A 19,553-nucleotide genomic window follows, 5' to 3' on the forward strand; every position below is an offset into this window, starting at 1 on the left:
TTCATCTTAGACACTCACTACAGCTTTACTAAAAGCTTCTTCTTCATTTTCAAGAGATTTATATTTCCCAGCTTCCGTCCCAAATACTGACTTTTTACACCATTTTTGCAGCTCATCTTCTGTGTAATAATAATTTCTTAAAATAATTTCAATAACGCTAAGACCAATACCAATCCAGTTTAGCCATACAGCAGCACGCATAATACCTATAGTCAAAAAGCTTTTAATAGCTATAGACTTTTGCAATCTTATTACAATATCTCTGCCAGCTAATGCAGGAAGTCTTAATAACATCCCAATACCTACACCAACCATTAATAAAGAAATAGTAGCTTTTGCACCTAATACAATCAGTAAGAAAATATTATCTTTTCCGCCAAACTCTTTTACGAATGCTGTAATGTCGGCAATCATACTAAAGGTGGCCCCACCAATTGCAAGTCTTGCACCATATAGTCTAATTTTATTCGCTTTTTCTTGAAAACTTAAAGCATCCATACCACCACCAGCAATATCTAAAACAACCGCTGTAGTCGCTAATAAGCCTGCTGTTACCTTAAAACCGTTTTCCCAATTTCTATCCCCAGCGAAAAGACTGGCTTGCGTTCCCAAATTTATTAACTCAAATAGAGCAACAACTCCAGAAATCCTGAGCGCTACACTCACAGGAGATTTACTCAGAATTTCTTTAATTTTTTGTGTAGCCGTATTCTGCCCTGCATTCTTCCAACGTTTTTGGATTTCAGTCGCATTCAACTGACTTGCTGCATTCGTCATTTTTAAATCAATATTATAGAGCAATGACCATTTCGGCACTTTGTCTGTTAATAACGAACTATGAGCATAGGCAATAAAAGAAACCCTTGAAAGTTTCTTTGCAATCAAAGGACTTGCATTATATTGTAGGCTCCATTTGGCTACACTGCGTGTAATCTCTGAGATCCAAGGTAAAGCTTTGGCAGGGTTATACCATTTCAGGTCATTAACTTTATTGTTTGGGTCAGCTAACCATTGCTCCCATAGCTGGTCAGCACTGACAAACGCAGCAATTAAACCTTTTAAGCTGGATTGAGACTGATCCCAAGTTAAAGAGGTAATTTCAGGACTTTTTGCATTATATTGATCAATCAAACTTTTTTGATTATAGGTGACTGCGCGCATATATAGATTATCGTCAGAGATTTTATCCACCCCTAACCATTTTTCCATCAATGCCTGCCCTTGATCACAACCTGTCATGCCATTGATGAGTGATAGTACTTTTATGTGAAATAATGCACCATCGCCCTTTAGAACTGTTTGATCATAAGTATAAAATGCTTTTAGTAACTGTTTAGATTGCAGCCATTGCAAATGATCACTTGCATAGGCTTGTGCTGATTTACGTGCTTCATCAGTTAATACTTTCACTTTGTTGTCGAAAGCATTTTTTGCGGTCCAATCAATTTTTGTCGAATACTTCGTTTCCCAATCCAATTTCGCTTGTGCTTTAGATTGGCTAATAATCTTATCTCTGACCTGCTTTTGTCCCACAGCATATTTTTTATTGTACTGCTGTAAAAACTTTTCTTTTTCTTGCGGAGAAGCTCGATCCCAAATTTCATTAACTTTGCGTTGGTAGTCTCTTTGATCCATCGATCCGAAGAGAGGGATTTTACCTTGCGCAAATATTAACTTAGTACTCAAATCAGCCTGTAGGGTATTAGTACTTAAACCTTGATTGATAAGTTTATTTTCAACAACAATCTTAATACTATCAATCAATTGAGAAGAATTTAACTTATGTTCATTGGTCGTTTTATTATCTTTCTCTGCGATATATTTTGTAAGTTTTTCAAATCTCGCATTTCGACTATCATTGAGTTTTAGCGTTATGCCAATTGGATCATACAACGCCATACAAGCAACATTATTAGGTTCTTGAACAAATTTTTTCAAAATTTGTTCAATACGTCCTGTACCAAAGCTTTTAACATTATAAATTGAATTTTTCACATTGGCTGCTGCCAAACAATGTGCTTGAGTTGCCCCACCTCCCACAATAAATTTTTGCCATTTGCCTTCAGTTACAAATTTCTCAGCATTTTTTTCATATTCTTTTAGTTTTAGTTTACTCATCGGATCATGGGTATGGATGAGATAAGCAACTTTAGCTTCATCTTTAGGATTACTTTCTAAAGTAATCAAAGATGAATTAACACTATGACCCGCCCCTTTGCAGGCAAATTCAGGCACGCTTTTTGGGGCTTCTTTACCAACAGGAAAATATGATAAATGTCCTTTCGGTGTAACTAGATAGCCTGCCCACTCCAAAGCTCCAGATGCCCGTTTTACTAAACTGTATATATATCCAGTATCAATCATTTCTACTGCATATTTAAAATGACTTAACTGAATCTCTTTTACATTTTTTCCTAATGTTGCAGGCAAAGCAGGCGCTGAGCTACTGACTACCGTATAACGTAAAGGTAAAATATTAAAACCCGTTTTACGACAGAAATTCGAACATTCTTTTTGTGCTTGCCCTGCACTATTATTCTGTACATTTGCAGCAGTGGACTGTTTTGCAGATTTGGAAACTGAACTTTGAGCTATTTTTTTAGCTAATTCTTTCAGATCTTCTGGACTTCCAATCTTTCCCAAAGAGTTGTTTTGACCAAATTTAAGAATGTTACTCTGTTTTTGCTGTTGAAGAGCTTCACTAAGTTTTGAGTTAGCATTATATGGAATCTTAAATTTAGCCTGCTGATTTGTTGTCATATCACACCTTATACATTTAGATCTTGCTGAATAACGGAATACAAATCAGCATCCAGATAATCCATTGCATCTGTAAATGAAAGCTCACCCTGCACGCAATGCGCGTAAAGAATATCCGTCACTATAGGATGAGTCATAAAATCCTTATGAATAATTTGCCCATATAAACCATAAGTGACGAGATCTAAATTATTTTCTAGTCCATAAACTTGATATGCTTGTACTAAAGTTTTATGAATCTCTACAGGGCGTAATTTTGAAACATCGACGTCTTTAAAATCATTCAGCTGTTGAAATACACTATTTGCTATTTCAACCAGATCTAATGCGACCGATTGAGATTGATCCAGAGAACGAAGCGCTAATGTTTTGATTTGAGCCCGCTCCTCATGAGATTCGATACTATAAAACCCTGTAGGATGTAAGAAATGCCACGCTTCAAAGTTATCTAATAAACTCAATACATTTTTTTCTTCTAAAATATCATTTAAATAAATCAGTACCCGAGGATCATACCAACGGAATAAAATTTTCCGTCCTTGATCAGACACGACCAACTTATTTCTTATCTGATCTCTTAACTCCTCAAGAGATCCTGTTTTTGATACACCAAAGCCATGTACAAAGTAATAGTCATTAGTAATATCTTTATTGCGCAATAAATTTAGCAGCACATCATCTTTTACATGCTCAAATACCTTTTGATCATCAATTCGTATCAAAAAAAGATTAGATGTTTCCATGTCCTTTTTAATTGCTAAAGGAATATAAGCAATATTCTTTTTCGCTAAGGTATTGACCACGTCATCAAAAATGGATGGATTTAAGGTGCTATCTAATAAAAAGATGACGTGCCCGTATTCATTTAATAACTTTTTACATTGTTGTTCCAATTGGACTCTGTCATCTTGTTCAGAAGCATATTGAACTGCTGTAAAAATAGGTAAACTCATGATAAGTCAACCTTAGCTGAGCCATTTTGAGCTGCCTGTGTCTGTTTCGCAGAACAGTCAGGTAAATCAATTGCAGGGACATTCACAGATCCCCCACCCATAAACAAATGCTGCCCTGCCTTCACCTCAAACTTACCACCCGTCGTTGGGAAAATACCTGAACCATCCAGCTTGATTTGAGAACCGCCCGCGGTAATCACAATCTCTTTCGGACTACTGATCTCAATGCGATCTTCGGTCGAAATAATCTGAATCCCTTGCTTAGCAAGCAAATCCATTCCATCTGCTTGAGCCAGTGCTTCAAATTTACCTTTGGCAGCCACCTGCTTAATCCCATTTTGCGCCGCAAATAGACTGGCTTTACCACTCACATGTGCAATCAGATTCTTTTGTGTGCTTAGATTGATACTGTCACCCGCAAACTGATTGATCTGTCCATCCGCTGATAAATGAATATCTTCATTGGTACTCAGGCCAATGCCTGCGGGTGAGCTGAGCAACAACATCGCCTTATTAAACTTGGCAATATCAGACTCAATTTCTTCGGCAAAGGCTTTCAATTGATCCAATGATTCAATCTCATCAGTCTGCTGATTCTTAGCCACTTCACTTAAAGCTTTGGCATTGCTCTGATTGCCTTCCAGCTGTTGCTTGGCAACTTGGGCATCCATGTGTTCGCCTTGCGCTTGATCTTGTTTGTGCGTAGAAACTAGAAGACCTTCGCCTGCACGGACTGCGCCCCATTGATCAGTGCGAAGCTCAAAACCTTCGCCTCGGTCTTCACTTTCCGCTTTGTTTTTGGGATGACTGAGTTTACCGAGGTTCAGTTGGCTGGCTGCATGGCTACTTTGCAACTGGGCGCTGATCTGTCCTGTGGTGTCATCAAAGCGCAGTTGGTTATAGCCTTCGCCTTGATATTCTTTAGATTTGAACCCTGCCAGTTTCTTGGTATCAGGTAACTTGCCTGAGTTGTCGAATTTGGTCGGGCTGCGGTGTGCTTCATGGATGCGTCCCACCACAAATGGGCGATCAATGTTGCCATCAAAGAAGTCAATCACCACGATTTCATCGATACGCGGCAAGAAGCGTGCACCATAGCCTTCACCTGCCCAAGGGGTCAGTACATCCACCCAAGCGGAGTCAGTGTCATTGTCATTCGCGCCTGCACCACCATCATGGCTATGATCGTCATTGCGGGTGAACAGGAAACGGACTTTGATGCGTCCCCATTCATCCACATGGATTTCTTCACCACTGGGTCCAACCACTTTAGCGCGTTGTGGAGAGGCTGCTGGTCGGTGTTGTAATGGGTTGTATTCGGGTACGGTTTTGATATTGCGGCGTTGCAGGATTAACTGGTTGGCTTGGCGTTCTTCTGCCTTGTTGTATTGAGTGGGTTGCCAATTGCTTTGTGCCAACAGTTGATTAATTTGTTGATTCAGATCTTTGGGCAAGTTGTTTTGGTTATAGAAGTTTTTGCCTGTGATCAGGAATTCTTTGTCTGCCCCGTCATGTTGATCGATTTCAGGGTGCTCTGCCAGTTCAAACCAGTAACCGACATGGGTATCTCGGACAGTGGTATGGGCAATAAACTGTTTCGATTGTAGATCGTAATATTGACCCAAGTTTTGATTGAGCTTTTCAATCTGGGCATTGCCTGACTGGGTCGCCCCATCTTCTCCATTTAGGTCTTGCATCCAAGCGGGTGAAAAGTGCCATGCTTGTTCTAGACCTAGACTGGCATTGTCATGTTGTTCGCTGTGTTGATGCGTGCTTTGGACACTACCTGCACCTTCTTCTTGTTCCAGTGCATCAGCTTGCCAGCGTTGTACATGGACTGAACTCGGCTGTAGTGTACGTTGTCCGATCAAGCTGGTCATGCTGTCGTATTGTTCAGTGGCACTGCTGCGGTGGTAGCGAATCTGTCTGCGATCGAGCGCTTGGTATTGACTATTGTCATCAATGAGACGTAGTTTTTGTGCCTGGATGGCTGCACTGCTGAGTGGAACTGTGTGTGCTGCTTCATCAATCAGCCAGTTGATGCCTTCACTACGCATCAAACGAGTTAAGAAGTCATAGTCACTTTCATTGGACTGCATAATAAAGGGACGGACATGGTAGTCTTGGCTGAGTCCGCTTAGGTCTAAAGTGAGGCTGGATGCAAATAAGGGACTTTTTTGCTGCCATTCTTTGAAGATGATTTCGATGACATCACACACGCTCTTGTTCATAAACACGCGGCTATTACGGCGTTGTTTCCACAGTGCAGTTGGATCTTCAAGCGTGAGTTTATATAAAGTTAAACTTCCATCCGATTGCCCTTGTAGGACTTGAGTGATGATCCCCGTAACACGGGTTAATTGACCTTGATCAGTGACGGTATCAATTGCAGCTTGACTGCCAATAAATTTTTTTAAGGGAATAGTCGCATTAGTCGACAAGCAAATTAATTCTGCTTTAAGGCCTGCATTGAGTTGATGCTGCCCATCAATACGTTGCAGGAAAACTTGAGTATTTAAATTTTGATTCGAAAATTGAATATGAATGGCACGTTTTTGTGCTGTAAGGCCGAGACTCTCTAACGCTTGAAATATATTAGCCAACATCTTTTTTATAAAATATTAAATAAAATTTTAGGCATATTATACAAAATAGACTAATTTGTCTATTTTGTATAATTATCGTTAATTCTAATTGCTTTGCCGTTTATAAATCCCATCACTCATTAATGCATAGATATTTTCCAAGTCTTTTCGATGCATATTTGCCAATAGCTGAGCGTGCATATTTAATATATTCTGATCACCACGCATTGCAGGCCCTGTCTGCATTTGGCGAGGATCATTGAGTGTTGCCTTATTCGCAGTTTCCCTTATTAAAGGGTATAACAAACTAAAATCAACCTGCTCAGCATCGACCACTTGCTTCGCCATGTCATAACAATAATTACTAAAATTACAAGCAAATACTGCGGCTAAATGCAAGGTTAAACGCTGTGTAGAACTATATTGATAAACACGTTGGCTTAAACTGTTTGCCAAATCCGTTAATAATGTTAAGTCCTGTGTTTGAACTGCTTCGACGAACAAAGGTGTTTCAGACCAGTTCACTGCTCTTTCAAAACTAAAGGTTTGCAATGGATATAAAACCCCAGCGCGCGAATGCTCATGCTGAAGTATCGACAAGTCCGTACTGCCTGAAGTATGAACAATAAGATTGTCTGGTAAATATCGAGTAATCGCTTGAATCACACTTGAAATTGCTTGATCACTCACAGCAATAATGACCAGATCTGTTTGTGGATCAAGTTGTTGAACCTGATCAATTGCCTGAGCATTGACCTGATCAGCCAGTGTCTGTGCGTGCTGTAAATCGCGACTATAGATTTGAACAATTTGATGCTGTAACTGCAATACTTTTGCGAAATGTGTTGCCACACGCCCTGCGCCAATCAATGTAATTCGCATAATCTCTATCTATTCATCGTGATTGCTTAAGCATGCCAATAAAAAAAGGACGAATCAATTCGTCCTTGTTCTGGTTGCTTACTTAATTGACATTATTGAGATAAACAATGCGCTCAATCGTCCGTTGAGTAAAGCATTTGGTGTATTGCATATCTCGATCTTGTTGACGCATTGCATCATTCCAATAACCTGATTGTTTCTGATAGGTCTCACGATCTTTTTCAGGAATGTCATACACACTTTTTTGTGACAACACCTTACAATCGACATCACGTTTTTCAAACCAATCTGCTTGATCTTGCTGTAATTGTGTCTTTTGTTCAGGGCTGAATTTATCCCATGTTTGGTTTAAACGCTCAACCTGTTTGGATTTCTCAGCATCGAGCTCTTTCTTGCGAATATCCATCGCTTTTTGCGCCAAGTCCATTTGAGCAGAAGACTCTGCATCATACTCTTGTTGCGCCTGTTCGCTACTTTGTTCCATCAAGCGATTTTCTTTTAAGTAAGCAACATATTGCACGGCCTTAGTCGCCATGAACACCACACCATCAATGACGCCATTTTGATCGGGAATATTGAAAACCAAACCATCCTTATCTGTTTTGGTCAGATTATAGGAAAACTCACCGCTTAATTGGTCATTTTCGAGTGTTAATGGATAATCACTATCCGAGAAATAATCACTCAAGGTATAGGTTTTTGGATCTTCGTCCTCACCATCGTGTTGATATTTTTGCTGTTCAAGATAGGCGTTTTCTGCACGTTTCTGCAACCCCTTCGGGAAAGAAACCACCAGCTGGCTCTCACAACTCAATAATGTCTTTGATGTCTGTTCTGTTTCACTGGCATCTAATGTGCGCACATTTTTAATTTCAAACTTTAAACCTTTATTGATAGTATCTAAAATCGTATAGTCCGCTTGATATTCACTGTCACGTAAACTACGCTCTATTTGCTTTAAATACGCTTTTTTTAATGCAGCCTGAATATTATTGAGGTTGTCTTGATTGGTACAGCTCCACTCTGCAACAGCTGCACTATCCGTATTTTCAACTTTATCTTTCGGCTTGAACTTATCACAACCTGTTAATAAAACTGCTGCCGTTAATGTTGTGAATATAAAAAGCTTATTCATATTAATACCCTGTTATCTTGTTTTTTTCGGGCGTATTCTACTCAATTTAAATCTAGACTTTCGAGTCTTTTCTTGAATTTTATGCAAACAACCAGATCTAGAATCATATTTACGAAATTAAATAATTAAAATAAAAGGAGTTATTACAATAATAACTCCTGTTTAAATAGTACTTGAAGGATGAATTAAGGTGTCACAGAAAACTCAATACGGCGGTTTTTAAAACGACCTTCTTCGGTCGCATTATCTGCTACGGGGTTATCTGCGCCATGACCTACAGCAGTCAATTGAGCCGCATCAACGCCTTGGCTCACGATATAATCGACCACGGCTTGTGCACGTTTTTGCGATAAAGCTTTATTGCTATCTGCATGACCTGTCGAGTCGGTATAACCTGCAACCGTTAGTTTTGCATCTTTAGCGGTTTTCAGTAAAGTCGCAGCTTTATCTAAAATTGCTTTATTTTCATCTGGAATCTGATTCGATCCTGTGGCGAAATTAATAATTTGTAGATTAAGTGCTTTAATCACCTCATTGATGTCAACTTTATTGCTATCAATATTGGCCAGTGCATCCTGAGCAGCATTTAAACTATTGCTTACTGAATCGGCTGCACTTACAGGCGCGTCAATCACAACTTCCGTATTTGGAACTAGACCTTTAATCTTGCCTAATAACTCATTCAGTTTGGCTGTATCATTACCTTTCAATGTAATTTTGTCACCCACCCAATCCAAAGAGAGATTAGGTACACCTTTAAGCAATCCCAACACGCCAGCAAGTCCAGCTTGATCAGTAAATGTCGCTGCATGTGCTGTTGCAGTATCTACGGTACAATCCTGACTGGAAGAGAAAACCTCTTTGACCTTCGCTTGAATACTTGCCAAAAATCCTTGATCACCCACACCGACTTGACATTGTGCAACATTGCCACTGGCATCCGTAGTTAAAGACAAGCTTGCAGGTACCACATCCGTACTTACCTGTGATGCCGAAGTACCTTCATTATTGACTGGAACAGCCACTTGTTTATGCTGACATGACTTCCATAACCATGCGATCAATAATGCTAAAATAATGACAGCCACAATCGGTAGCCAAGCACGTGATTTATTCGCAGCGGCAGTGTTTGCCAAATTTGAAGCTGAGGTCGAGCTACTTGCGACCAGCCCTAATGGAGCAAGCAAGCCGACTGCCCATGCAGGTAAAAGTGAGCGAATTGAATCGGCATGTTGTTTTAAATAATTCACGATACTTGATGTGTCATTTCCTGCTTCATTGGTCAAAGCAACCAGACTCTTTGGAATCGCCTGATTTAATGTATGCTCCACCTCAGCAGGTGGAACCTGACCACCCGCAAGATTAGACAGCAGTGCATTTTTAACTTGATCATTGTGCCCAAACAAATCAAGCAAAGAAGGTGAAATTGATTCTTTGAGTTTCTGAATAAGTTCAGGTTTTGCGGCTAATACGGAAAGAAAAATCGGATAGAACCTAGTTAGCAGCGCACTTTTTTCGTTCGCTAAACTGTCTTGACCACTCACAACTGCCGAGGTCACTTTTTGCTTTAACAATTCCATTGGGTTTATTGACATTGTTATTCACTCCAACTCATTAAATTTATAATATTCAGATCGCTTAAGAAAAATGCGAACTACACGCAAATTGATGCTTTTTCATTCTAATCACTTGTGTGTTTTTTATTCGTTTTTATATAATTTAAATACAATACTTACATCACACTTTACAAAGTGAAGTACAAGATAGTGTATATCCATCTTCAATCTTCCCCACGTTCACTTGATGAGTTGATATAGACAAACTAATGAAAAACTTGCAAAAATCAGGGTTAAAAATGGAAAAAATCGATAAGGTTTCTTCGCAGGTGGTAGATCAAGCTCTACTGGCTCCTCATGGATAGACTGCACCGGAACAGCAACTTCTTTTAAAAGTGAAAGCACCTCATCAGACCAATTTGGTAACAGTGCATTGATCGATTGTTTATGTTCTCTCAGGTAATGAATAATGCTAATTGCATCATTTCCAACTTCATTCGAAAGAACAGCCAAACTTTTTGGAATCGCCCGATTAAGCGTCAGTTCAGCCTCTGCAACCGAAACTTTGCCTGCTGCCAATCGCAATAGCAATGCATTTTTTACTCGTTCATTTTCTTCCAACAAATCAAAAACAGACGGCGTAAGCTTTTCTTTTAGTTGATCAACCAATTCAGGCTTTTCTAAAAAACGATGCAAAAAAACAGGATAAAACCTTGATAGAACATCATTTTTTTCATTTACCAAACATGTTTGGTCATTCACAATCACAGATGAAACTTTTTGTTTAAGTAATTCCATTGGATTTATAGACATGTTATTAAGCTCCAATTATTTAAATAATTTATTTCTCGTTTTTATAATTTTATGTAAGGCACATCTCATTTATTTTCTTACTTTAATCTAATTTTTTTATTTTTATCTACATTTGTAAAATTTAAATACAATATCTACATCACACTTTACAAAGCAGAATAAGACTTTTGCATCTTATTCTGCTTATTTCACATCAGTTTATGCAAAAGTTGCCAGTACTTTACCCGTCAATTGCTGACCAAGTAATGGCGTATTTTTTCCTTGTGAAACAATAGTTTCTTTAGAAACAGTCCATTTCAATTCTGGATCTACCAGCACCCAACCTGCTTCTTGTTGCCAGCGTTCCGTCATATTCGCCACTTGTGCTGGGATCGACGTCACTTTTGCAACCCATTCCAAAGGCTCAAATACGCCTTCCTGAATCAGTTGCACACCTAGGCCCACATAGGTATCAAAGGCAGTAATACCAGGTTGCGTTTCAGCAAACGGTGCCATTTTGGCAGAACTGCTCAAAGGTTCATGATGGGTACAAATTGCATCAATAACTCCCTCTTTGACGCCCTGACGTAATAAGGCTTTATCTTGCTCAGAACGCAATGGTGGGCGTACATGAGCCAAAGAGTTAAAACCATCAGTCAATTGTTCCGTTAAATGCAGTTGATGCATCGCAACGTCCGCAGTCACAGGCAAACCTTTGGCTTTGGCAATACGAATCAGTTCTACAGATGCCCCACAAGACAAGAGACCAAAGTGTGCTTTTACACCAGTCACTTCAATCATCAATAAATATTTTGCGATTGCGACTGTCTCTGCGATCGCAGGAATCATTGGCAAGCCTTGACGAGAAGCAATAAAACCTTCGTGTGCGCAACCATCTTTGGCAATTTGTGGTTCTTCCGCATAGAATACAACGGTCAAGCCCAAACCAGCAGCATATTCAAGTGTGCGAATTACCACATCATCATTATCAAAAGCAGCATTGGCATTTGAAACTGAGGTACAGCCACCCTTCTTTAATCCCGCCATATTGGCAGGCTGTTTACCATTCAAACCTTGAGTCTGCGCGCCAATAATTTGCAGATAAATTCCACCATCTAATTGCGCTTTTTCAATCAAGCCATGAATCAGAGCACCATTGTCTTGAACAATTGGCTTTGAATCTGGAGGCGTAATCACATGCAAAATACCGTTGGCACGTGCCGCTTTACCTTCTGATTTTAAAGTTCCATGTTGTTGCTGACCAGGTTCACGCATTCGTGCGCACAGGTCCACCATGGTCGGCATTAACCATTTGCCTTGCCCATCAATACTTTCATCGACTTGATCTACTGCATCAATCAATTTACCATTTTCAATATAAACCGTTTTGACTCGATCAGTGTTTTGAATTGGATCGAGCACACGGACATTTTCAATTTTTACTATACTCATGTGATCTATCCTTTACAGTGCAATCGCTTCAATTAAACCTTGTTCTTGTAACTGGCCTTGCATCGCAAGTGCGAGTACCGCCATACGAACTGCAATACCATTGGTGACTTGCTTTAAAATCACCGATTGATCACCATCCGCGACACTTGAATCAATCTCAACCCCACGATTCATCGGCCCTGGATGCATCACGATACAATCAGGCTTTGCCATTGCAAGGCGCTCTTTATTCAAACCATACATTTTGTAGAACTCAGCCTGTGAAGATAAGGCAGGTGAATCAATACGTTCATTTTGGATACGCAATGCAATAATCACGTCACAGTCTTTGACGCCATCATCCATTTTATTAAACAGACGGACATGTTCACCATATTCATTAAAGCCCACTGGCAATAGCGTATTCGGTGCAATCACCCGAATATCTTTACAGCCCAATGTTTGCAATGCAGCTACATTTGAACGCGCCACGCGTGAATGCTTAATGTCACCAATAATGGCAACCGTTAATTCTTCAAAAGGCTTTTTGGTTTCACGACGAATCGTCAACATATCCAACATCGCTTGGGTTGGATGTGCGTGACGACCATCCCCTGCGTTAATAATTGCAACTTTCGGACATACATCTTTGGCAATAAAATGCGCTGCACCAGATGATGAATGGCGAACCACAAAAATATCCGCGGCCATCGCTTCCAAGTTCCACAGCGTGTCACGTAGCGTTTCGCCTTTAGAGGTACTTGAACGCGCAATATCAATATTCAGGACATTGGCAGACAATCGTTTTGCTGCCGCCTCAAAAGTCGTACGGGTGCGAGTGGAGTTTTCAAAGAATAGATTCATGACCGTCAATCCTTCAAGTAACGGACGGTTGATCAAATTATTATTTTCATCTAAAAAGCTTTGTGCTGTATCTAAGATCTTGGTTAAGGTTTCTTTGGAAAGACCTTCAATTGTTAAAAAGTGCTTTAGATTTCCTTGTTGATTGAGCTGGATCTGACTCAAAGTATGCAATGCCGCCAAGTGCATAAGAGATTCCTAACACGTTAAGTTAACGCATTATACAGACTTTAGATTTCATTCGTAGTTGAAGTTTTCAGCACTTAATTAAAAAGGATGTAATTCCCCGCTTACATCCTTTTATTTCACCTTTTAAATAACTTATCGCTTAACGTAACGCACCAATATAATGATGATGAACCTGTGCCTGATATATTTCTTCTTCAGTGACTTCCACAGAATAGGTTTCTAAAACCTCAGCTTTTACTTTTTTAGCTTCTGTTTTCACTTCTGTCGTCGTTACACTTGGCTGGGCATACAGATCAATTAATGGGCTTAAACGAGCAACAAATCGTGCGAGTTCTTGATCCTGAGTTGCCAAGGCAACGTCAAGCACATGTTTGGCATAGTCTTGATTATTGACTAAATACATTACATCGATCACACGACCACAAACACGTCTTAAACGGACATACATTTGAGTCGCAATCGTAAAAGCTTCAGCATTGACCGATACTTCACTATTCATGCTTTCTTTCATAATATCCTCACAGCCATCAAATTAAAATTCTTAAATTTCATCAGCTTTAAGTAAAATCATTTACTGATGTAGTGCAAATTTAAAAGCAAAAGCTGTACCAACTATGCAATAAAATAGCCAATTAAAATGAAATACATCACGGTCCTCATGCCGCACCACCCCAGCTCAATGAAAAAAAATGTAATTATTAGATGATAAAGCTGGCAATCAAACAAATATGCACCGACAGAACCCATAAAAATCAGTTAAAATAGCCGATTGCTAAAAATGTTTTGGAAATTTGAATGAACGCTAAACCACGTCTAACAGACTATTGGGTCACCTGTGCGGACGGGCTTGAAACCTTACTACAACAAGAGCTTGAAGATTTAGGCATTCAAAATATCCAGCGTTTTGCAGGACGTTTAATATTTAAAGGTACATTGGAGAATGCGTACCGCATTTGTATGTGGTCTCGTTTAGCCTCTCGCGTGCTTTTACCTATTCATACCCATGAGCTTGAACATACGCACGATGCACGTGATGTTGCCGAAGAACTCTATGAAGGTGCAATCAGCTTTGATTGGTCTCTCATTTTTGCACCACAAAGTACCTTTGCCGTTCGCTTGCATATCGAACGTGACATTAAGGTAAATTCTCAATTTGCGACTTTGCGTGTCAAAGATGGTGTTGTTGATTCCTTTATGGAAGCTGTTGGCAAACGCCCAAGTATTGATATTAAGCAACCAGAAATTACACTGTATGCTTTAGCGGGTAAAACCGAACACACCTACTGTTTAGATCTGTCTGGTGATTCTTTACATAAACGTGGCTATCGTCGTTTTATGACCGAAGCACCGATCAAAGAAAATTTGGCAGCTGCGATTCTACAAAAAGCACAACTCGCACAATATCAGCCTGACATTATCCTCGACCCAATGTGCGGTTCAGGTACATTTATTATTGAATCCTTATTAATTTTGACTGATCGTGCACCTGGTTTAGTTCGCCGTTTTGGTTTTAATGGCTGGCACGGTCATGACCATGAATTGTGGATGACGCTTAAAGCTGAAGCAGCAGAACGCCATGAACGAGCATTGCAGCAACCGCTACCACAACTCTATGCTTATGATGCAGACTGGGAAGCCGTAAAAGCAACACGTCAGAACATCATTGCCGCTGGTTTTGAGAATTTACTGGATAAAATTCAAATAGAAGAACGTACTTTAGCAGACTGGGATGACTTCCATGCTGAAGGTAAAAAAGCATTTATCGTAACCAATCCACCGTATGGTGAACGTCTAGGTGATAAAGCGTCTAACCGTTCGCTCTACTTGGGCTTATCTGCATTATTGCAAAAGAATTTTCCAAATCAACGTGCTGCAATTATTGCTGCACAAGTTGAGCAAGCCGATGTACTTGCCTTTAATGATCCGCAAATTTTACGTTTGATGAATGGTAAATTACCTATTTATGTTCGTTTTGGTACAGTCAAACCTGCAACCGTTACACAGCCATTTTTAGCAACTTGGCAACCCCAACAATTTGAAAAAATTGAAGGTGCTGAAGACTTTACCAATCGTTTGCAGAAAAACATGCAAGCATTGAAAAAGTGGGCTGTGAAAGAGAACGTCTATTGTTTACGTCTTTATGATGCAGATTTGCCTGATTTCAATATTGCAGTCGACTTATATGGTGATCGATTGCATGTACAAGAGTATGCACCACCAAAAACCATTGATCCTGAAAAAGCCAAAAAGCGTTTTAATCTAGGTCTTGCTGCAATCCGTGCTGTGACAGGTTTAAACCGTGATGCCATTTTCATCAAAACCCGTGCAAGACAAGCAGGTACAACACAATATACCAAGCAAAGTACCGCCTCTAAACGTTTTATCGTCCAAGAAGGTGATGCACGAATTTTAGTGAACCTGACCGACTACTTGGATACTGGCTTATTCTTGGATCACCGTCAAATTCGTCTGAGAATTGCTAAAGAAGCACGTGGCAAGCATTTTTTAAATCTTTATAGCTATACCTCTACAGCAAGCCTACATGCTGCTTTGGGTGGCGCAGCAAGTACGACCAGTGTCGATCTATCCAATACTTACTTAAATTGGTCGAAAGAGAACTTTGTACTGAATGGTTTAACGGTTGACCACGCTGATGAACAGCATATGTTCTTTGCAAGCGATTGCTTTGAGTGGTTAAAAGAAGGTCATGAACAATATGACTTAATCTTTATTGACCCACCAACCTTCTCAAATTCGAAAAAGTTTTATGGCACTTTTGATGTTCAACGTGACCATATTTCACTGCTTAAACGTGCAATGAATCGTTTAACCAGTGATGGTACTTTGTACTTCTCCAATAACTATCGTGGCTTCGAGCTGGATGAAGAAATTGAGGCGATGTATCAAGTTGAAGAAATCACCTCTGAAACGATTGGTTTAGATTTCAAACGCAATCAAAAAATTCATCGTGCTTGGAAAATTCAACACCCAGCTATTTAATTACTATTTCGCCTGGTTCATCATTATAAGTCACATGAACATTGCCTGAGTCGAATTCATAAATCATGAAACGATCCGATGGCTGTGCATGTGGCTTAATCGTAGCCTCGCGCTTATCCTTGTCTCTTGTGTCAACAGCAAATACTTTCTTTTGCTCTTCATGAGTAGATAGTACGCCATCCAAGATCGTATTAACTCTAATATCACCTAAAAATTTATCGCTAAGAATACGCTGTGAACGCCAACGTTCTTCTTCTGGCTTCAAGGCATCTTGTTGAGCTTTAATGATAATACTAGGGAGCGCATTATTCAGCACACCTGTTTGTAAGGCGAGTGTTCCCTCATTCAATGGCTGTGCAGCATTTACGATTGAAGATAAAACGGTCATCAACAAAATTACACAACTATATGTGCAATGATGTTTGCTATTTTCCATTGCAATTCATCCTGAATTTTTTTCTTATTTGTTCAAGAAACTAGCAAGTTTTTCATCAACTCGCAATGTCATTGGTAATATTCCTGAAAAAATCAGACCAGTTGCACCGATACAAAAAAAGATGGTGACTTTCATCACCATCTTTGGGGTCAAACATTAAAATTAAGACTTAGCTCAATTTCATTTTATCAAACACAAGATGACCATTTTCACCTTTGATTAAAATGTTATCACCAGCCTGAAACTCACCAGACAGGATTTTTTGAGCCAAACTATTTTCCACTTGTTGCTGAATGGCCCGTTTCAATGGACGTGCTCCATAGATCGGATCGAAACCAGCGTCGATTAACAGATCGAATGCTGTGTCATCTACTGTTAAGCCCATATCACGATCACTCAAACGTGAACGCAAACGATCCAACTGAATATCCGCAATACCACGAATCTGTGCTTTTTGCAGTGAATGGAAAATCACCAACTCATCAATACGGTTAATAAACTCTGGACGGAAATGCTGTGTTACGGCATTCATGACCACAGTTCGGACTTCCTCATCAGTCGCTCCTTCACCCAGCTCACGTACATCTTGTGAACCCAAGTTAGATGTCATCACAATGACCGTATTTTTAAAGTCGACCACACGACCTTGTGAATCCGTTAAACGGCCATCATCCAATACTTGCAATAAAATATTGAATACATCTGGATGCGCTTTTTCCACCTCATCAAACAACACCACACTATATGGCTTACGACGTACAGCCTCAGTTAAGACTCCACCTTCCTCATAGCCCACATAGCCAGGAGGTGCACCCACCAAACGACTGACAGAATGTTTTTCCATGAACTCACTCATATCGATACGAATCATGGCATCATCACTGTCGAACAAGAAGTTGGCCAATGCTTTGGTTAACTCCGTTTTACCGACACCAGTCGGGCCAAGGAATAAGAATGATCCACTTGGGCGATTCGGATCAGATAATCCTGCACGTGAACGGCGTACCGCATTAGACACCGCAACCACGGCTTCATCTTGTCCCACAACACGATCGTGTAAAAACTCTTCCATCTTCAGAAGTTTTTCACGTTCACCTTGCAGCATTTTGGTCACAGGGATGCCTGTAGCTGCACTCACAACTTCGGCAATCTCATTTTCAGTGACTTTGGTACGAATCAACTTCGGTTCTTCATTTTCTTCTGCAACTTCAGCTTGCTCTAAACGTTTCTGCAACTCTGGAATAACACCATATTGCAAACGTGCAGCTTCAGCCAAATCACCTTCACGTTTGGCTTTTTCCAAAGCACTACGCGCTTGATCCAGTTCGACCTGTGCTTTTTTATCACCTTCAACCAGTGTTTTTTCAGCTTTCCAGATCTCTTCTAAATCATTGTACTCTTTTTGCTTTTCAGCAATTTGCTGTTCAAGATGATTGACTTCAGCTTTACTACCTGAATCTTCATCTTTTTTCACCGCTTCGAGCTGCATTTTTAATTGAATCAAACGGCGATCTAATTTATCTAAAGCTTCTGGCTTAGAGTCAATCTCCATCTTGATACGTGATGCAGCTTCATCAATCAAATCAATTGCCTTATCGGGTAACTGACGATCAGTGATATAACGATGTGACATTTTCGCTGCAGCAATAATCGCTGAATCTAAAATTTGTACACCGTGATGGGTCGCATATTTCTCTTTTAGACCACGCAGAATCGCAATAGTGTCTTCAACACTTGGTTCATCCACCAACACTTTTTGGAAACGACGTTCAAGCGCAGCATCTTTTTCGATGTATTGACGATACTCATCTAAAGTCGTTGCACCCACACAACGGAGTTCACCACGCGCCAAGGCAGGTTTGAGCATATTACCTGCATCCATTGCGCCATCGCCCTTACCTGCGCCTACGAGTGTATGAAGCTCGTCAATAAACAGGATGATTTCACCTTCATGTTTTGCCAAGTCTTTGAGAACTGCTTTTAAACGTTCCTCAAATTCACCACGATATTTTGCACCTGCAAGTAATGAACCCAAGTCGAGTGACAGGACACGCTTGTTCTTTAAGCTCTCTGGTACTTCACCATTGATAATACGCTGCGCTAACCCTTCTACAATCGCAGTTTTACCAACACCAGGTTCACCAATCAGTACAGGGTTGTTTTTCGTACGACGAGAGAGCACCTGAATGGTACGACGAATCTCATCATCTCGGCCAATCACAGGGTCTAACTTCCCTGCCAAGGCACGCTCAGTCAAATCAATGGTATATTTATTTAGTGAGTCACGTTGATCTTCGTGATTGTTACTCATGACTTTGTCATTTCCTCGAATGTTTTCAATTACCTTACGTAAATTCTCTGGTGTTACACCAACACTATTTAAAATAGTTTTGGTTTCGCCTGTTTCTGCCAAGCTAAGCAACACCCAATCCGTAGATAAAAACTCATCACCTGCTTTCTGTGCATAACGGTCAGCTAAATTGAGTGCCTTAACCGCTTCAGGATTCAGATTGATATCACCTGTCGGATTTGCCAAAGTGGGTGCATTTTGTATTGCTTGTTCAAGTTTCTGCTTTAACTCTGGTAAACGCGCACCCGCTTGTTGCAATAAACTCAGATTGGCCGGTTCGTCTAATAAAGAGGTTAAGATATGAATCCCTGCAATTGCAGTATGATCCTTACCCATGGCCAATGATTGTGCATCTGAGAGCGCTTGCTGTAAGCGGTTTGTAAATTTTTCAAATCGCATTCTTGTTATTCCTCACAACAAATTTCTAACTTATCACTTAGATGGGAACACATTTTAAAATTTCAAATAAAATTTATATATTTTTCAATATTTTATATAAAATAATAAATATAAGACTCGGCTTTAATATGGGTACAAAAGCAATCTATTTCAAGTATATTTTGTATATTTTTGCTACCTATTCTGTTTTGAACACCACCGATCTTGTACTTTTAAGCAGAACC

At 39.9% G+C, this 19,553-nt stretch carries 13 protein-coding genes; 1 reads left to right on the plus strand and 12 read right to left on the minus strand.

All coding sequences use genetic code 11. The annotated features are described in order from the left end of the window. Positions 1-6 precede the first annotated feature (6 nt). The 10 genes from F909_RS02760 to F909_RS02715 form a co-directional block, all read right to left on the minus strand. Positions 7-2,760, minus strand: a complete 2,754-nt coding sequence (locus F909_RS02760; protein ID WP_005153890.1) for a T6SS effector BTH_I2691 family protein — start codon at positions 2,758-2,760, stop codon at positions 7-9. Between the two features lie 8 nt (positions 2,761-2,768). After that, on the minus strand, positions 2,769-3,713 hold the full coding sequence (locus tag F909_RS02755; protein WP_005153892.1) for a DUF4123 domain-containing protein: 945 nt from the start codon (positions 3,711-3,713) through the stop codon (positions 2,769-2,771). Beyond that, complete coding sequence (locus tag F909_RS02750) at positions 3,710-6,319, minus strand: type VI secretion system Vgr family protein (protein WP_005153894.1); 2,610 nt, start codon at positions 6,317-6,319, stop codon at positions 3,710-3,712. The genes F909_RS02755 and F909_RS02750 overlap by 4 nt, the downstream gene beginning before the upstream one ends. An 84-nt stretch (positions 6,320-6,403) precedes the next feature. Beyond that, positions 6,404-7,180 carry a Rossmann-like and DUF2520 domain-containing protein gene (locus tag F909_RS02745; protein WP_005153897.1) on the minus strand — a complete coding sequence of 259 codons (777 nt, stop codon included), beginning with the start codon at positions 7,178-7,180 and terminating at the stop codon, positions 6,404-6,406. 82 nt (positions 7,181-7,262) lie between these two features. Next, positions 7,263-8,315: a hypothetical protein gene (locus F909_RS02740; RefSeq protein ID WP_005153905.1), complete on the minus strand. Its 1,053-nt coding sequence runs from the start codon at positions 8,313-8,315 to the stop codon at positions 7,263-7,265. 185 nt (positions 8,316-8,500) lie between these two features. Further along, positions 8,501-9,910: an OmpA family protein gene (locus F909_RS02735; protein WP_005153908.1), complete on the minus strand. Its 1,410-nt coding sequence runs from the start codon at positions 9,908-9,910 to the stop codon at positions 8,501-8,503. Between the two features lie 201 nt (positions 9,911-10,111). Continuing rightward, positions 10,112-10,684 carry a hypothetical protein gene (locus tag F909_RS02730; RefSeq protein WP_005153911.1) on the minus strand — a complete coding sequence of 191 codons (573 nt, stop codon included), beginning with the start codon at positions 10,682-10,684 and terminating at the stop codon, positions 10,112-10,114. Positions 10,685-10,882: 198 nt separating this feature from the next. Then, on the minus strand, positions 10,883-12,115 hold the full coding sequence (locus F909_RS02725; RefSeq protein WP_005153913.1) for a dihydroorotase: 1,233 nt from the start codon (positions 12,113-12,115) through the stop codon (positions 10,883-10,885). A gap of 12 nt (positions 12,116-12,127) precedes the next feature. Then, on the minus strand, positions 12,128-13,144 hold the full coding sequence (locus F909_RS02720; RefSeq protein ID WP_005153914.1) for an aspartate carbamoyltransferase catalytic subunit: 1,017 nt from the start codon (positions 13,142-13,144) through the stop codon (positions 12,128-12,130). A 139-nt stretch (positions 13,145-13,283) separates the two neighbouring features. Beyond that, the gene (locus F909_RS02715; protein ID WP_005153915.1) at positions 13,284-13,655 is read right to left on the minus strand and encodes a hypothetical protein; all 372 of its coding nucleotides are present in this window, start codon (positions 13,653-13,655) and stop codon (positions 13,284-13,286) included. 284 nt (positions 13,656-13,939) lie between these two features. Here F909_RS02715 and rlmKL point away from each other — a divergent pair, with 284 nt between their 5' ends. Further along, the gene (rlmKL, locus tag F909_RS02710; protein WP_005153916.1) at positions 13,940-16,144 is read left to right on the plus strand and encodes a bifunctional 23S rRNA (guanine(2069)-N(7))-methyltransferase RlmK/23S rRNA (guanine(2445)-N(2))-methyltransferase RlmL; all 2,205 of its coding nucleotides are present in this window, start codon (positions 13,940-13,942) and stop codon (positions 16,142-16,144) included. Here rlmKL and F909_RS02705 read toward each other — a convergent pair. Both F909_RS02705 and clpB read right to left on the minus strand, forming a co-directional pair. After that, positions 16,137-16,580 carry a hypothetical protein gene (locus F909_RS02705; RefSeq protein ID WP_005153917.1) on the minus strand — a complete coding sequence of 148 codons (444 nt, stop codon included), beginning with the start codon at positions 16,578-16,580 and terminating at the stop codon, positions 16,137-16,139. The genes rlmKL and F909_RS02705 overlap by 8 nt on opposite strands. A gap of 169 nt (positions 16,581-16,749) precedes the next feature. Beyond that, complete coding sequence (gene clpB / locus F909_RS02700) at positions 16,750-19,329, minus strand: ATP-dependent chaperone ClpB (RefSeq protein WP_005153925.1); 2,580 nt, start codon at positions 19,327-19,329, stop codon at positions 16,750-16,752. Between the last annotated feature and the right edge of the window lie 224 nt (positions 19,330-19,553).

It is taken from the genome of Acinetobacter sp. ANC 3929, assembly GCF_000369405.1.
Classification (GTDB): domain Bacteria; phylum Pseudomonadota; class Gammaproteobacteria; order Pseudomonadales; family Moraxellaceae; genus Acinetobacter.

Bases quoted from the DNA above. Each gene is read 5' to 3' on its own strand.
- F909_RS02760 (WP_005153890.1), bottom strand. From the start codon at position 2,760: ATGACAACAAATCAGCAGGCTAAATTTAAGATTCCATATAATGCTAAC.
- F909_RS02755 (WP_005153892.1), bottom strand. From the start codon at position 3,713: ATGAGTTTACCTATTTTTACAGCAGTTCAATATGCTTCTGAACAAGAT.
- F909_RS02750 (WP_005153894.1), bottom strand. From the start codon at position 6,319: ATGTTGGCTAATATATTTCAAGCGTTAGAGAGTCTCGGCCTTACAGCA.
- F909_RS02745 (WP_005153897.1), bottom strand. From the start codon at position 7,180: ATGCGAATTACATTGATTGGCGCAGGGCGTGTGGCAACACATTTCGCA.
- F909_RS02740 (WP_005153905.1), bottom strand. From the start codon at position 8,315: ATGAATAAGCTTTTTATATTCACAACATTAACGGCAGCAGTTTTATTA.
- F909_RS02735 (WP_005153908.1), bottom strand. From the start codon at position 9,910: ATGTCAATAAACCCAATGGAATTGTTAAAGCAAAAAGTGACCTCGGCA.
- F909_RS02730 (WP_005153911.1), bottom strand. From the start codon at position 10,684: ATGTCTATAAATCCAATGGAATTACTTAAACAAAAAGTTTCATCTGTG.
- F909_RS02725 (WP_005153913.1), bottom strand. From the start codon at position 12,115: ATGAGTATAGTAAAAATTGAAAATGTCCGTGTGCTCGATCCAATTCAA.
- F909_RS02720 (WP_005153914.1), bottom strand. From the start codon at position 13,144: ATGCACTTGGCGGCATTGCATACTTTGAGTCAGATCCAGCTCAATCAA.
- F909_RS02715 (WP_005153915.1), bottom strand. From the start codon at position 13,655: ATGAAAGAAAGCATGAATAGTGAAGTATCGGTCAATGCTGAAGCTTTT.
- rlmKL (WP_005153916.1), top strand. From the start codon at position 13,940: ATGAACGCTAAACCACGTCTAACAGACTATTGGGTCACCTGTGCGGAC.
- F909_RS02705 (WP_005153917.1), bottom strand. From the start codon at position 16,580: ATGGAAAATAGCAAACATCATTGCACATATAGTTGTGTAATTTTGTTG.
- clpB (WP_005153925.1), bottom strand. From the start codon at position 19,329: ATGCGATTTGAAAAATTTACAAACCGCTTACAGCAAGCGCTCTCAGAT.